This window comes from uncultured Aquimarina sp. (genome assembly GCF_947492405.1).
Lineage (GTDB): Bacteria > Bacteroidota > Bacteroidia > Flavobacteriales > Flavobacteriaceae > Aquimarina.
The window spans coordinates 44200-60745 of sequence record NZ_CANLMP010000004.1; the positions used below are offsets into that span (position 1 = coordinate 44200).

6 protein-coding genes are annotated in these 16546 nt (G+C 35.7%); 2 read left to right on the forward strand and 4 right to left on the reverse strand.

What is annotated here, in order from left to right; all coding sequences use genetic code 11:
• Window position 1 precedes the first annotated feature (1 nt).
• The 3 genes from Q0829_RS14880 to yiaA all read right to left on the reverse strand — a co-directional run bounded on the left by Q0829_RS14880 (window position 2) and on the right by yiaA (window position 2739).
• The gene (locus Q0829_RS14880; protein WP_298544475.1) at window positions 2–1294 is read right to left on the reverse strand and encodes a DUF2157 domain-containing protein; all 1293 of its coding nucleotides are present in this window, start codon (window positions 1292–1294) and stop codon (window positions 2–4) included.
• Window positions 1295–1338: 44 nt separating this feature from the next.
• The gene (locus Q0829_RS14885; protein WP_298544477.1) at window positions 1339–2136 is read right to left on the reverse strand and encodes a ceramidase domain-containing protein; all 798 of its coding nucleotides are present in this window, start codon (window positions 2134–2136) and stop codon (window positions 1339–1341) included.
• Between the two features lie 126 nt (window positions 2137–2262).
• A complete protein-coding gene (gene yiaA / locus Q0829_RS14890) occupies window positions 2263–2739 on the reverse strand; it encodes an inner membrane protein YiaA (RefSeq protein WP_298544480.1) in 477 nt (158 codons plus the stop codon).
• 180 nt (window positions 2740–2919) lie between these two features.
• On the opposite strand from yiaA, the gene Q0829_RS14895 reads away from it, so the two are divergent.
• Window positions 2920–4416, forward strand: a complete 1497-nt coding sequence (locus tag Q0829_RS14895) for a hypothetical protein (RefSeq protein ID WP_298544482.1) — start codon at window positions 2920–2922, stop codon at window positions 4414–4416.
• On the opposite strand, the gene Q0829_RS14900 is transcribed toward Q0829_RS14895, so the two are convergent.
• Complete coding sequence (locus Q0829_RS14900; RefSeq protein WP_298544484.1) at window positions 4413–5711, reverse strand: hypothetical protein; 1299 nt, start codon at window positions 5709–5711, stop codon at window positions 4413–4415. The genes Q0829_RS14895 and Q0829_RS14900 overlap by 4 nt on opposite strands.
• Window positions 5712–6079: 368 nt before the next feature.
• Between Q0829_RS14900 and Q0829_RS14905 the strand changes: the two genes are divergently transcribed.
• Window positions 6080–16528, forward strand: a complete 10449-nt coding sequence (locus tag Q0829_RS14905; protein WP_298544486.1) for a PKD-like domain-containing protein — start codon at window positions 6080–6082, stop codon at window positions 16526–16528.
• The last annotated feature ends 18 nt before the right edge of the window (window positions 16529–16546 follow it).

The following is a 16546-nucleotide window of genomic DNA, read 5'->3' on the forward strand; positions in this document are numbered from 1 at the left end:
TTCAATGTATTTTTAGTTGCTTATTTTTTTGTTGTCTTTTTAGCATCATATAGTTGGTCATAAAAAAACCAATACCTACAATAACAAATAACAGTCCTCGTATTACAAAACTCATATCCGTATCAAAAAATCTGCATATTATCAGTATGGAAACAATTAATAATCCATAATTAAGAATCCCAAAATTAAATTTATCAGCACCCATCTTGATGGCTGTAATTCCTAAAATAAATACCAATACGTTGGTTAAGATCATAGGTAATGTAGTCATATCTGATAGCAAGAAGAATAGTGCCCAAAATATTACAAATGATACTTGAAACAGATTTATGGATCGAGCTCCCTTTTTTATGATAGTATACACCAAAACAGCAACCGCTATACCTCCTAAAAACAGTGAAGTATAGAACTCTTGAGAAACATACATCGTTATATCATACATTTCTTTCCAGGGCCATCTGAAAGTAAATACCATTAACAAAATAATAGTTCCTAAGGAACCGATAATTAGATGTCCATTTCTTAGTGTTCTTAATTCTCTATATACCGGCAATCTTCCTATATTATAGAATATTCCAAAGAGCGTCATATACATCACAAAACCTAGCTCCTCATTACCTTTTACAAATGCACTTAATCCAACTGTAATACTGGCGGGTATGATCCAGCTAAAAATTGTTGTTGTATTACTGAGCAGATTATTTTTTACAAGCGACCAATAATGCGGTATAATTGCCAAAATAAAACCTACATATAACCAAGGTGTTTCATTATTTCTATAATTCCAAAGACCTACCTCTGTAGCATAATAAGTACTTGACAATATCAGCAGCAATGTAACTGCATTAGATCTAAGCAGATAGATCAACGGCAAACAAAGTATCACCCAGGTGCGTAAAAAAGAACCTAAATCACCTGATATATTATAAATCTGACTTACTAAAGATATACTAGCTCCAACAGCAAAAAACAAAAACGTTCCTGAGGCTTCTTTCCAGGTGCGACTTTTATCTTTTAGTATCGAAAAACCAGCTGCGCATTGACCAATAATAAGAGGAACAAATGCTACGATGGTTTTTGTCATTCTTGAGAAATCATCCCAATTGTGTGCTATCATCAGAATAATGCCAGATCCAACGAGCAATGCTCCAAAAACCCCAAATATGGTAAACAATCTATTAGGCTTAGCAGCTTGCTTATGATCATAATACAACGATATCTTATCTGAAATCTCAGGTGAGATCACTCGATCTCTGACCAATTCTTTTAATTCTTTATTAAATTTTGAACTCATACTATTAATCATTATAAGATTATAAAATTATGTGTCATAAGTAATCATTTTGATAAAATCCGCTTTACAGGAGAATAAGAACTAGGAAACCTTTTAAGATTTTCCTTAACTATATTATTTCTTTTCTTATAAAAGTTTAGTAAAACGTAAAGACCAATCGCTGCAACAATATGTTTTAATGAATGCCCACTGATAAATTCTAAAAACAGATATATCTCTGCATCAAAATATTCCAAAATTTTAGCAATTATATAAGAAGTTAAAAGTATCCAATACTCAATTCCTTTATTATACTTAGATTTAAAAAAAATTAGAATTATGGGAATAGCTAACATTGGATAAAATTGAATTAAAGCATAAAACCTTAAATCACCTGATTTCCCGAAAGCCCAATACAATATAGAACTCATACCGACCAGAATTAGCGGAAATAAAACTAATCTTCCAAGTCTAACAGATACAAACTCTTTAATTACTATAGAAAACAACGTCATAAAAACTATGGTCATCGGCAATCTATCCCAAACCAAAGATTGAGAACTAGGAAACAAATGATAATACCCAGAACCAATAGCAACTAATATGATTCCCAAAAAAAGTAATACATAGGATATTTCCGGTTTCTTAGATTGCATGAAATAAATAACACCCAGACCTCCAACAATTAGAAAAGGGTAATTTGAGATAACATTCCAGAAATTTGGAATATTAACAAAACTTCTATTATCATTAAATAGATGATAGCTTTCATTCTGTATGATCGGATCTATAAAAAACATTGTCATCACTGCAATTACACCTAGGACAAACAATAAGACGATCCCTATTTTTTCCTTCTTCAAGATAATTTGATTTTATAGTTTAAGTTTCAAGTTAAAAAAAGACAGCCACAGCATTGTAGCTGCCTTTTCTAATCATCAAAACAAGGAACCACATGGCTGCAGTTCCTCCTTTTGATCCATTTCCAATTATGCATCCTTACTTTCAATGAATTTTTTATCTCTGGTGTTTTTTTGCACTGCAATGGCAGCAAACAAACTAAGTGTAAATGACATCCCGTAGAATCCTTTTTCACTAAGATCTAAATCTGCATTCCATAAACCGATAATTAATAATATAATGGATGCTAATGCCGCAAACCAACTGATTCCGTAGTAGATTTCTGTAACCTGCAGCCCTTCTAACTTATCTCTTACATTTTTCTGTACCGATACCGCAGAAAATAATCCAAATAATAAAATAGTGAAATAATATCCTTTCTCATTCAATAGCATTTCTGCGTTCCATAAACCAGTACAAAATGAAATCATACCTGCAAACAATGCTACCCAAGAAGCGCTTATAAATGCCGGTGTTGGTTTTTGATCATATACTTTAACTTCCTTTTTATCGATGTTATCTTTTTTAATTTCTTCTGTTACATCGTTACTAAACTTATAGTCCATAATAATTGATTTTGATGATTAAATTTTTATTTCAATTGTTTGTTTTGAACAGGACAAATTTGCAACGACTTGATCAGTTAAAAAACTCTATATTCACAAAAAACTTATGATATAATTGTGTTTTTTAAGTAATTTATTCAATATTTAAAGTATTTTTAAGCAATATATACTTACGATATAATGAATACACTTTCTTCTATAATTGCGACCTTATCTTCTGAAGAAAAGAGAAGTTTTATAAGTAATCTCAAACAAAAAAACAAAAGAAGTGACACTAAAAATATCCAGTTATTCAAACTGTTAGACACAACTCTAAACAGTAAAGACCTAGATATACAGCTATACGGGAAAAGAGCTAAAGGCGCTTTTCATGCCCTCTGTAAAAGATTACACGATAACTTAATCGATTTTATTGCTACCAAAAGTTTTGAAAGTGAAACATCTGAAGAGATGGAAATCTTAAAACTACTCCTAGCCAGCAGAATTTTCTTCGAACAAAAACAATATAAGATTGCTATAAAAACCATTAGAAAGGCAGCGTTAAAAGCTAAAACCTATGATCTGTTTAGCATACTACACGAAATTTATTATACTAAAATTCAATATGCTCATGTTGACCCAGATACATCTTTAGACAGTTTAATAAAGGATTTCAGAAATAATCAAAAGTTATTACAACAGGAAGAGAACTTAAATCTTTTTTATGCGAATATCCAGAATAAGCTTTCCCTGAACCGGAGTAATATTGCTCAAACCATTAGTGATTCTTTAGACAATTTCGATCTTTCGATTACAAATGATTTGACTTTTCGATCATTATTCAAAATACTGGAAATCATAAATCAAGCAGCAAATGCAGCTCGTAATTTCCATTCCATTCTTTCTTTTGTAGAAGAGACATATCAACAAATTGAATCAAAGGAACAATTTACAGACAAGCATTTGTTCTATCATATCCAGATACTATATTATGTTGCTAATTCTTATTTTAGAAATAAAAACTTTACTACATCGCAAGAATATCTAGAAAGAATGGAGTTACAGATGACAAAACAACGAGGGAAGTATTACAAAAGATTTCTTCCTCAACTTGAACTACTGAAAGCTCTGAATAATAATTATATCGGTAAAGCAGAAAAAGCGATATTGTCCTTAGAAAGCTTTGACTTCAGTAAGACAAAAGATCAAACCTCCTATATTTTAGACTTAAAATTAACCTTAATTGTATTCTATTTCCAGCAATCCCGATGTAAAGAAGCATTGAAGTTACTTAATGAATTACACCATAGCGATACTTGGTATACTGAAAAAGCTGGAATTATCTGGGTTATTAAAAAAAATCTCACCGAAATACTTCTTCATATTGAACTAGATCATATCGATATAGTAGAATCGAGAGTAAAAGGGTTTAGAAAAAAGCATCGTAGTTATCTTAAAAACAATAATGAAAATCGAGTTTTGGAGTTTCTATCATTGACAATGAGTTTTTACTTGCATAGTGACACTATAAACACTAAAGAGTTTTTAACAAAAATCAAAGGCTCTCTAATACAAAACAATCCCGAACAGGAAGATATTTTTACAATGAGTTTTTATGCCTGGTTAAAAGCGTGGGTATTAAAATCCGATCTATACCAAACTACACTGGAAGTTGTAGCTTCATCTACCAAAGCTTAATTTTTTGATGAGGAAATAAGGCGGGTGTTTTTACTAATTTTATCTAGTAATAAAATTAGTAAAACAGGAAGAATCCATTGATGATATATCATATACCGACCAATACTATGCAGTGCAATACACACTAAAATAATATTACTAAAAGTGAACAACATCCATATAAAAGCTACTAAAGCCAATTTCTCTTTATACTTAATCCAAAAACACAAAGAACCTATTAAAAGCAAAAGGGATAACCATATCATATAAAACCCTCCAAAAGCGTGTTCCACGTTTTTATAAAAAAGGTCTAAACATTTCCAAAAATTATCTAATAATAAAGGCAACCACATATTCATTAAGAATTTATCATTAGCAATCAATGCCAGGTGAGTATTAGGATTGGACGGCATTAAAAATTTTCTACCTTCTTCAGAAAGTACTCCATAAGATATGTTCACAAAATTATAATCAAAATGATGAAACACATTATCATTAAACGGAACGTAAAAATCATCGAGTAATTTGCGATCCACAGCAATTTTGTACATCTGTTTATAATATTCCTGAATTTCAGTGTCATCATAAATCTTGTAATCCTCTTCATCAGCTACAAAAAAAGGTGCAGTTGTTAGCAAAAGTCCAGTGCCTGAAACATTTACATAGGTATCATGAACCACATAGTTAAAGGTTTTCTGTACAGCAGAAACCATCATTAGAATAAGTAATATCAAAACAATTGGAGTTGCAAATTGTTTTGATTTTTTGTTAACATACCATTGATAACCAAAAATCAGCAACAATACTGGAACGATAAAGAAAAATTGTGTTCGTATTAGCATTCCAATAAAAACAGATAGCAGTAACCACACAATCGTTCTTTTATTTTTCAGAAAAAGATACTGAAGTAAAAATGCTGTGATTACTAAAAAACAAGGGTATGCCAATCCCTGAGTTACAATGCGATTTACAGTTAAATATTCAGGTATGAAAATGGGCGCTAATAGCATTACATCGATTAAAATCAATAATCTTTTATCTACCTCAAATACCTTCCTTATGATTTTAACAAGATACCAACAAGAGGCAAAACCCAGAACTAATTGAACAAATACAATAATCGGATAATAATGATCCTCTCCAAAAAGTTTACGAAAAACAAATAAAAAAGTACCATATCCTGGTGGAGTAATCAAAGACAGGCCTACATAACTCATAGTATCTGGTTCAATAACCACTCCAACCCAAATAACATATAAACAAACCAGTAGATAGAGAAATATCCTAAGTAAATGATTAGACACAATGTAATGCATGAGTTGCTTTAGAATTAGAGATTAAAAGTAATTTAATTATTCTAATTTATGGTAATCAGAAAAACAATGCTTATAAATTGTTAGAAGTATTTATTACGAAAATTATACATCATAACTTATTGGCTTTCTCAAAACCGAATTAAAAATTATGTCTTATCATCTTATAGTTTGTGGTTTCTCCACAATAGATAATTTCCCTCAACCTGTATCTTTGACAGTATGCTTTTTTAACGATTTTTAACAAAAATCTCTTTTCAACTCAATTTAATGTATTTCGTCGATAAACATAGGTTTTTTCAAAGCCTTTAATAAAATATAAATATTACTCTTTTCTAATTTAGAAAACCATTGTCATAACTACCCATCTAATGAAAAAATACTACCTACTTTTATTTCTATTAACTATATCCTTTTTTAGTGTTTTTGGTCAACTGAGTAATGTACACTACTTACCACCCTTAAAACAAGGAGGTAATAATCAGGCCATACGTCAGCAGGCATTCTATTTATCAACTCCAGAAACTACGGCTTTTGATGTAAAGGTGTACCAGGGGAATAATGCTATGGAGGTAGCTACTCTAACTATTTCTAATGCTGCTCCTGGTAAATATGATGTGCCTGATGGAGATAATAATATAACTTTAGTTACAAATACCAATACAGGAAGGGTTTTAAGTAACAGTGGGCTTCGTTTTGAATCAGAAAATGGAGAAAGTTTTTATGTTAATTATAGAGGTAGATCTACCTCTCAGGCCACTTCGTTAACATCCAAGGGTAGACAGGCTATAGGAACTATTTTTAAATGGGGTGGTAGACCTAATTATGGTAATGGTCAAAGTAGTCTTAATGCAACTTTAGGTATTATGGCTACAGAGCCAGGTACAACTACTATAAATATTTATGGATATGGATCAGATTGTGAGTTTAGGTTACGAGGAGATGATGATGGAATTACCGATGATACCTGGCAAATAGAACTTACTCAGGGTCAAACCTATGTTATGGAGGCCTTACGAAATGCCACACCAGCTAACATTGATTGTTGGTTAGGAGCCACTATCCAATCTGATAAAAAAATCGCTATTTCTAATGGAAATTTAAACGGCGCACCCAGAATTGGTTCTAATAATAGGGATGCACTGATTGATCAACCTGTACCCGAAAATGTATTGGGAAGAGAATATGTATTTATACGTGGTAATGGTCAGGACAATATAGAAACTCCCATTATTATTGGAACTCAAAATGGTACCGATATCTTTGTAGGAGGTGTTCTGGAGACAACAATCAATACCGGAGAATATTATGTAATCGATGGAAGTAATTATTCTCCGACCGCGGTTAGCGGAAACATGTACGTGACCGCTTCAAAAGAAGTATATGCGTATCAGCATTTAGCCGGTTCGGGTTCAGCTTTTACTGGTGGTTTAAATTTTATTGCTCCAGTAAATTGTTTACTTCCGGATAGGTTAAGTAATATCTCCAATATTAGAGATGTAGATGGAGCTAATTTTAACGGAGGGATTACGATTGTAGCCTCTACAACTACTCCAAATGCCAATATCGTATTAACTGATGACACTGGAACCGTTGCTTTAGCTAATGAACAAGCAGTAACTGGTACAGGAGATTGGAAAACCTTTTATATTCCTGGTCTTACGGGTAATGTTTCTGTACAATCTACAGGGCCTATTGCAGTTGGATTTCTAGGAGTGAGTGGTGCAGCCGGAATCGCGGGATATTTTTCTGGATTTGATACTGTTCCTGTAGTGGAACTGGATGTTACTGGTGGAGGCTGCCTTCCTGGTGCTGATGTTTTTGAAATTTCATCCAGTTTTGATGCCTATCAATGGTTTCAAAATGGTGTATTAATTGCAGGAGCAACAACGAATTCTTTTACTCCCACAGAACCAGGAGATTTTTTTGTACGTGTTACCAAAGGGACATGTACCTATGATTCTGCTATATTATCCGTATATAATTGTGATCCGGAGATTGTACTAACAAAAACTGTAGATACTAGTCCGGTTATCGAAGGGGATACCGTTACATTTACCGTTACTGTAGAACATTTAGGTGTAAACCCAGTAAGTAATTTAGTAATTAATGATGCGCTACCCTCAGCATTAATATTTGGAACCGTGACACCTAGTTTTGGAACTTGGGCAGATCCGGATTGGACAATCGGTACTATGTTTAGCGGAGAAATTCATACCTTAATAATAGAAGCAACCGTAAATGAAGGCTCCGCTGGATTAACTGTCACCAACACTATTAGTAATACCCAAACAGAGGTAGAAGCAAATGCATTACCAGACGATCCTACAGAAGATGTGACCATTATCAATAACGAATTAGAAATAACCAAAAGTGATCAAGCACCTCCCGATGGGAGTTATGATACGGTAGGAGAAGTAATAACATATGATTTCGTCGTTACCAACACAGGAAATCAAGTTATTCCTAGTGTAACTATTACAGATCCTAATATAGATGTGGGAAGTTTATCTCCAGCATCAGTTTCTAATTTAGGCATTGGAGCAGTTGCCAATTTTACGGCAACACATACCATTACTCAAGCGGATATAGAAGCTGATCAAGTAGTAAATACAGCTACTGCAGAAGGTACTTTATCTAATGGATTTGTAATTTCTGATACTTCAGATGATCCTGATGATCCTACCACAACAACAGATGATCCTACCATTACTCCTATCGATCAAAAAGGAGCAATAGTACTTGAAAAAATCGCACAACCAGCTCCAGATGGCTTGTATGATACCTTAGGAGAAATAATTACTTATGAATTTACAGTAATTAATACAGGAAACGTAAGTTTAAATAATATTACCATTACTGACTCAAATATTGATTCTGGTAGTTTGAGTCCTACATCCGTTACGAATTTGCCAGCAGGTGAATCTGTAGTTTTTACTGCAACCCATGAAATTGTTCAGCCTGATTTTGATAATGGAAATACAACAAATATTGCTACTGCAACTGGTACGGAACCAGTTGAAGGATTAGTAGTATCCGATATGTCCGATGATCCCACAACCTTAGCTCCAAACGATGCAACGGTAGTTACGATTCCTCAATTTGGTCGATTAGAAGTTACCAAGGTTGATGATGCTCCTACAAATGGTCCTTACAACATGTTAGGACAAACCATTACCTATACGATAATAGCCACTAGCGTTGGAAATGTGACATTGACAGATATAAATGTTGTAGATCCTAATGCAGATACAATTACGCTAATAAGCACTACTGGAACAGATACAGGAACTGATAACATAGTTGATAGCATGGTACCTATGGATACCGCAACTTTTGAAGCGACTCATGTAATTACACAAGATGATCTAGATGCTGCTCAGGTTGTAAATACCGCAACTGTTGGGGCTCAAGATCCTGGTTTGGGTAGTGTGACTGATTTATCTGATGATCCAGATGATCCAACAACAACCACTAATGACCCTACAATTGTTCCTCTAATATCTACTCCTTCCATAACTGTAGCCAAATTAGCTGATGATGATAGTAATGTTACAGAAGGCCAAACAATAACGTATACGTATACTGTTAGTAATACAGGAAATGTAACCTTTGACGAAGTTAGTCTTGCTGATGTTCATTCAGGTAGTGGCACTCTAGGTATAATTACTTTACAAAGTACGACAGGAACAGATGATGGAGCAGACAATGATGTAGATCAGTTGGATCCGGGAACTAACGCGATTTGGACAGTAACGTATGTAGTGACTGCTACAGATATCATAAATCAAGCCGATATTACCAATACCGTAACCGCAACTGCTACACCAAGAACAGGAAGTATCGCCGATCCAGCAGATTTTATGGCTACTGAAACTGTAACAGTAAATCCAATAGAAACTATATGTGGTGGAACAACTTTAGCACATGATCTAACTGCAGATGTTAACCCTACTATAGTATCATTTAGCTGGTCTGCCTCTAATAATCCTTTTGTTTCAGGAGAAACTATATCAGTTTCTACGGATTCTGAAATTACGGATACCTTAATAAATACTAGTATTACGGATCAGGAAGTAATTTATACTATTACAGGATTTGATTCAGGAGGTATACCGCAAGATACATATACATACATTGTAACAATACAGCGAACTCCTAGAGTAAATAATACCACTCGGACTGTAGATATTTGTACAGGAGATACACTTAATCAAAATTTAATTACACAAGTAAGTAATTACGACGATGGTGTTACTTTTTCCTGGTCAGCTGTTGATAACCCTAATATCTCAGGAGAAACAACTGCCACATCAACTAATGATAGAATAGAGGATACTCTTATCAATACTTCTACGGTTGCTCAGGATGTGGTGTATACTATTACGCCTACTGCAGATGCTAATGGATGTGTTGGAACAATTTATACAATCACAGTAACTGTTGAACCGCCATTGGTAATTCCTCCAAATGATTCAGCAACGGTAGAGTGTATTGCCGATGCAACACAACCAACTGCTCCAACTGTTACTGACAGTAATGGAACTGTTATAACACCTGTTATTACCGAAAATACAGATCCAACTTGTGAAGGTGATAAAATATATACCTATACCTACACTGATTGTGCTGGGAATATATCTGTATATACCTTTACCTATACTATTGAAGTAACGACACTTCCGGTAGTACCTGCTAATGGAACAGCAACTGTAGAGTGTATTGCCGATGCAACACAACCAACTGCTCCAACCGTTACTGATGTATGTGGAAATAACATTGTTCCAGTAATTACCGAAAATACAGATCCAACTTGTGAAGGAGATAAAATATATACCTATACGTATACTGATTGTGCTGGGAATGTATCTGTATATACTTTTACCTATACTATTGATTTAACTACATCTCCAGTTGTACCGGCTAATGGAACAGCAACGGTAGAATGCATTGCAGATGCTACGCAACCTGCAGCGCCGGTTGTTACTGATGTCTGTGGAAATAATATTACTCCAGTGATTACCGAAAATACAGATCCTGCTTGTGAAGGGGATAAAATATATACTTACACCTATACCGATTGTGCCGGGAATGTATCTGTATATACTTTTACCTATACCATTGATGTAACTACACCTCCGGTAGTACCTGCTAATGGAACAGCAACCGTAGAATGTATTGCGGATGCTACGCAACCTGCAGCGCCGGTTGTTACTGATGTCTGTGGAAATGACATTACTCCAGTGATTACCGAAAATACAGATCCAACCTGTGAAGGAGATAAAATATATACCTACACCTACACCGATTGTGCAGGGAATATATCTGTATATACTTTTACCTATACCATTGATGTAACTACATCTCCGGTAGTACCTGCTAATGGAACAGCAACCGTAGAATGTATTGCCGATGCTACGCAACCTGCAGCTCCGGTTGTTACGGATGTCTGCGGAAATAATATCGTTCCAGTTATTACTGAAAATACAGATCCAACTTGTGAAGGAGATAAAATATATACTTACACCTATACCGATTGTGCCGGGAATGTATCTGTATATACTTTTACCTATACTATTGAGGTAACAACACTTCCGGTAGTACCTGTCAATGGAACAGCAACTGTAGAGTGTATTGCCGATGCAACACAACCAACTGCTCCAACGGTAACTGATGTATGTGGAAATAACATTACTCCAGTGATTACTAAAAATACAGATCCAACCTGTGAAGGAGATAAAATATACACCTACACCTATACCGATTGTGCCGGAAATGTATCTATATATACTTTTACCTATACGATTGACGTAACTACGCTTCCGGTAGTACCTGTCGATGGAACTGCAACGGTAGAATGTATTGCGGATGCTACACAACCAACTGCTCCAACGGTAACTGATGTATGTGGAAATAACATTGTTCCGGTAATTACCGAAAATACAGACCCAACTTGTGAAGGTGATAAAATATACACCTATACCTTTACCGATTGTGCTGGAAATGTATCTGTATATACCTTTACCTATACACTGGATGTAACGACACTTCCGGTAGTACCTGCTAATGGAACTGCAACCGTAGAATGTATTGCCGATGCAACTCAGCCTGCAGCTCCGGTTGTAACCGATGTATGTGGAAATAACATTGTTCCAGTAATTACCGAAAATACAGACCCAACTTGTGAAGGTGATAAAATATATACTTACACCTATACCGATTGTGCTGGAAATGTATCTGTGTATACCTTTACCTATACACTGGATGTAACTACACTTCCGGTAGTACCTGCTAATGGAACAGCTACCGTAGAATGTATTGCGGATGCTACGCAACCTGCTGCACCAATCGTGACCGATGTCTGTGGAAATAACATTGTTCCGGTAATTACCGAAAATACAGATCCAACCTGTGAAGGAGATAAAATATATACCTACACCTACACTGATTGTGCTGGAAATGTATCTGTATATACCTTTACCTATACGATTGACGTAACTACACTTCCGGTAGTACCTGTCGATGGAACTGCAACCGTAGAATGTATTGCCGATGCAACTCAGCCTGCAGCTCCGGTTGTAACCGATGTATGTGGAAATAACATTGTTCCAGTAATTACCGAAAATACAGACCCAACTTGTGAAGGTGATAAAATATATACTTACACCTATACCGATTGTGCTGGGAATATATCTGTATATACCTTTACCTATACGATTGACGTAACTACGCTTCCGGTAGTACCTGCCGATGGAACAGCAACGGTAGAATGCATTGCGGATGCTACACAACCAACTGCTCCAACGGTAACTGATGTATGTAATAATGATATAACACCTGTTATTACAGAAAATACAGATCCTAGCTGTGAAGGAGATAAAATATACACCTATACCTACACTGATTGTGCTGGGAATGTATCTGTATACACCTTCACCTATACTATTGAGGTAACGACACTTCCGGTAGTGCCTGCTGATGGAACAGCAATCGTAGAGTGTATTGCGGATGCAACTCAGCCTACGGCTCCGGTAGTTACAGATGTATGCGGAAATAATATTGCTCCAGTTATTACAGAAAATACAGATCCAACTTGTGAAGGAGATAAAATATATACCTACACCTATACTGATTGTGCTGGGAATGTATCTGTATACACCTTCACCTATACTTTGGATGTGACAACACTGCCAGTGGTACCTGTCGATGGCACTGCAATCGTAGAATGCATTGCGGATGCTACGCAACCTGCTGCACCAATCGTGACCGATGTCTGTGGAAATAATATCGTTCCAGCTATTACTGAAAATACAGACCCAACTTGTGAAGGAGATAAAATATACACCTACATCTACACTGATTGTGCTGGGAATATATCTGTATACACCTTCACCTATACTATTGAGGTAACGACACTTCCGGTAGTGCCTGCTGATGGAACAGCAACCGTAGAATGTATTGCGGATGCTACGCAACCTGCAGCGCCGGTTGTTACTGATGTCTGTGGAAATAATATTGTAGCTGTTATTACCGAAAATACAGATCCAACTTGTGAAGGGGATAAAATATATACTTACACTTATACCGATTGTGCTGGAAATGTTTCTGTATATACTTTTACATATACCATTGATGTGACTACATTACCTGTCGTACCTTCTAATGGTACTGCAACCGTAGAATGTATTGCGGATGCTACGCAACCTGCAGCGCCGGTTGTTACTGATGTCTGTGGAAATAATATTGTAGCTGTTATTACCGAAAACACAGATCCAACCTGTGAAGGAGATAAAATATACACCTATACCTACACTGATTGTGCTGGGAATGTATCTGTATATACTTTCACCTATACTTTGGATGTGACAACACTGCCAGTGGTACCTGTCGATGGCACTACAATCGTAGAATGCATTGCGGATGCTACTCAACCTGCTGCACCAATCGTGACCGATGTCTGTGGAAATAATATCGTTCCAGTTATTACTGAAAATACAGACCCAACTTGTGAAGGAGATAAAATATATACCTACACCTATACCGATTGTGCTGGGAATGTATCTGTATACACCTTCACCTATACTATTGAGGTAACGACACTTCCGATAGTACCTGCTGATGGGACGGCAACTGTAAATGATATAGTTGATGCTATACAACCTACAGCGCCAATCGTGACTGATGTATGTGGAAATAATATCGTTCCAATAATTACGGAAAGTACAGATCCAACTTGTGATGGTATTAAAACATATACGTTTACTTATACAGATTGTGCAGGAAACAGTAGTGTATACAATTTCACGTATACCATTGATGTTACGGCCACACTAGAGATTTCAGATACCTCAACCTCTATTTGTAGCAATAACTCTCTTGGATTTAACTTATCAAACTTAACAACTCTTTCTGGTGTTACATTTGATTGGATAGTTACTCCAAATCCGAATGTTAACGGAGCCGTAGATGGCAATGGAACTATAATTCCCGACACAATACAAAATATTTCAGGAAGTAATGAGGATATTATATATACGATTACACCTTTTAATAGTAATGGATGTATTGGAAACACATTTACCGTTACCGTTACAGTATTACCTGAACCTTTTAACAATATAGCTCCAACTGATTCTACTTGTAGTAGTATTTCTCTAAATCACGATTTAAGTGCTGATGTAGATATTCCAGGCACTACTTTCTCTTGGTTTGCAGCTGATAATGTAAATGTTACTGGAGAAACAACTACTCCAGATACTTCAATATTAATAACAGATACATTAGTGAATACCAGTGGGAATATCCAAACAGTCGTTTATACAATTACTCCAACAAGTCCAGATGGATGTCTAGGAAACCCATATACCTATACTGTAACCGTAAGTCCTGAAGCTGAAATCGTATTAACTAAATCATTTTTACCTGCAACTGATGGAAACTATGATACCGTTGGAGAAGTTATTCGATATGAAATAATTGTTCAAAACATAAATGATGTTGAAATAAGCAACGTAAATATTACTGATTCTAATGCAGACCCAGGAAGTATTTCACCTGCCACAATTGCAACAATACCAGCGATGAACTCTGTAACCGTTACCGCAACACATACTATTACCCAAAACGATTTAGACTCAGGGCAAGTAATCAATAGTGCAACAGCAATGGGTGTTGACCCCTGTGGAACTGCAGTTTCCGACATATCAGATGACCCAACAACAGCTACTCCTGATGATAACACGATTACCCCTCTTGACCAGAACCCTTCCATTCAATTGACAAAGGCGGCAGATACTGCTCCCGATGGATTATGGGATACTGTAGGAGAAATTATTACCTATACTTTAGAAGTAACTAATAGTGGGAATGTTACTTTAAGTAATATCAATATTTCTGATTCAAATGCAGATCCAGGAAGTATTTCTCCTGCAAGCATAACAACATTACTGCCAAGAGAAACAATTACTGTGATTGCCGCACATACAATAACCCAGCAAGACTTAGACACAGCCTCTGTTACTAACATAGCTTCTGTGACTGCCGAGGACACTAATGGAGGAATGGTTATAGATGATTCTGACGATCCTAATAATCCAACTGATAATGACAATAATGGAGATGGAGAGCCAGATGATCCAACAATCACCTTTACTCCTCAATTAGCTACTATTTCGATACTTAAAACAGTAGATACAACTACTTATACCGAAATTGATGACATCCTGAACTATACAATTACGGTAACTAATACTGGGAATGTCACCCTATTAAACGTAAATATAACAGATCCTAATGCTGTATTTACAAGTCCTTCTACAATTGCATCTTTAGCACCAGGAGAAACGTTTTCTATAACCGCAGGACATATTATTGTAGAAGATGATATTATTAATGGTTTTGTAGCAAATACTGCTTTTGTAAATGCTTCGCTTCCTAATTCTACAATGACGATTACCGAAGATTCTGATGACCCTAATGATCCGAATGATGTGGATAGTGATAATGATGGAGATCCGGATGATCCTACGATAAGCTACTTAGATACCGATGGTGACGGAATTCCTAACATTACTGACTTAGATGATGACAATGATGGCATTACCGATATCGAAGAGCAAAACGGAGATCCTTTATTAGATACAGATGGTGATGGGATTATTGACAGTTTAGATCTAGACGCTGATGGAGACGGGATCTACGATTACATCGAAGCTGGACACGATGGTATTGATAGTGATGGAGATGGAACTATTGATGGACCTTACGGAGACGATGGTATTCCTGATCAAGTACAAGATGATCCCGATACTGGAGAAGTAAATTACGATCCTCAAGATACAGATGGTGATGGAATCGATGATTTCCAAGATATCGATGATGATAATGACGGAATACTTACAGAAGATGAAAACCCAGATCCTGATGGAGACATGGTTCCTGATGATGCTTTTGATTCTGATGGAGATGGAATCCCCGATTATTTAGAGCCAAACAATTCAGATGCTACAGCCGAGGATGATCTTGAGATATTTAACGCAGTAACGCCTAATGGGGATGGCAATAACGATGTATTCATTATACGTAATATTGAAAACTTCCCTGATAATGAATTGAAAATATTCAATCGATGGGGTGTACTTGTATACGAAGCTATCGGATATGGTCAAAATCAAGAATATTTCCGAGGAGAATCTAATGGTAGAGTAACTGTTAATCAAGAACGTCAACTACCAGTAGGTACTTATTTCTATGTACTCGCGTATAAGAATAATGAAGGAGAATCGAAAACAAGATCCGGTTATCTTTATATCAATAGATAAAGCTATTAAAGTAATCAA

Bases quoted from the DNA above. Each gene is read 5' to 3' on its own strand.
- Q0829_RS14880 (WP_298544475.1), bottom strand. From the start codon at position 1,294: ATGAGTTCAAAATTTAATAAAGAATTAAAAGAATTGGTCAGAGATCGA.
- yiaA (WP_298544480.1), bottom strand. From the start codon at position 2,739: ATGGACTATAAGTTTAGTAACGATGTAACAGAAGAAATTAAAAAAGAT.
- Q0829_RS14895 (WP_298544482.1), top strand. From the start codon at position 2,920: ATGAATACACTTTCTTCTATAATTGCGACCTTATCTTCTGAAGAAAAG.
- Q0829_RS14900 (WP_298544484.1), bottom strand. From the start codon at position 5,711: ATGCATTACATTGTGTCTAATCATTTACTTAGGATATTTCTCTATCTA.
- Q0829_RS14905 (WP_298544486.1), top strand. From the start codon at position 6,080: ATGAAAAAATACTACCTACTTTTATTTCTATTAACTATATCCTTTTTT.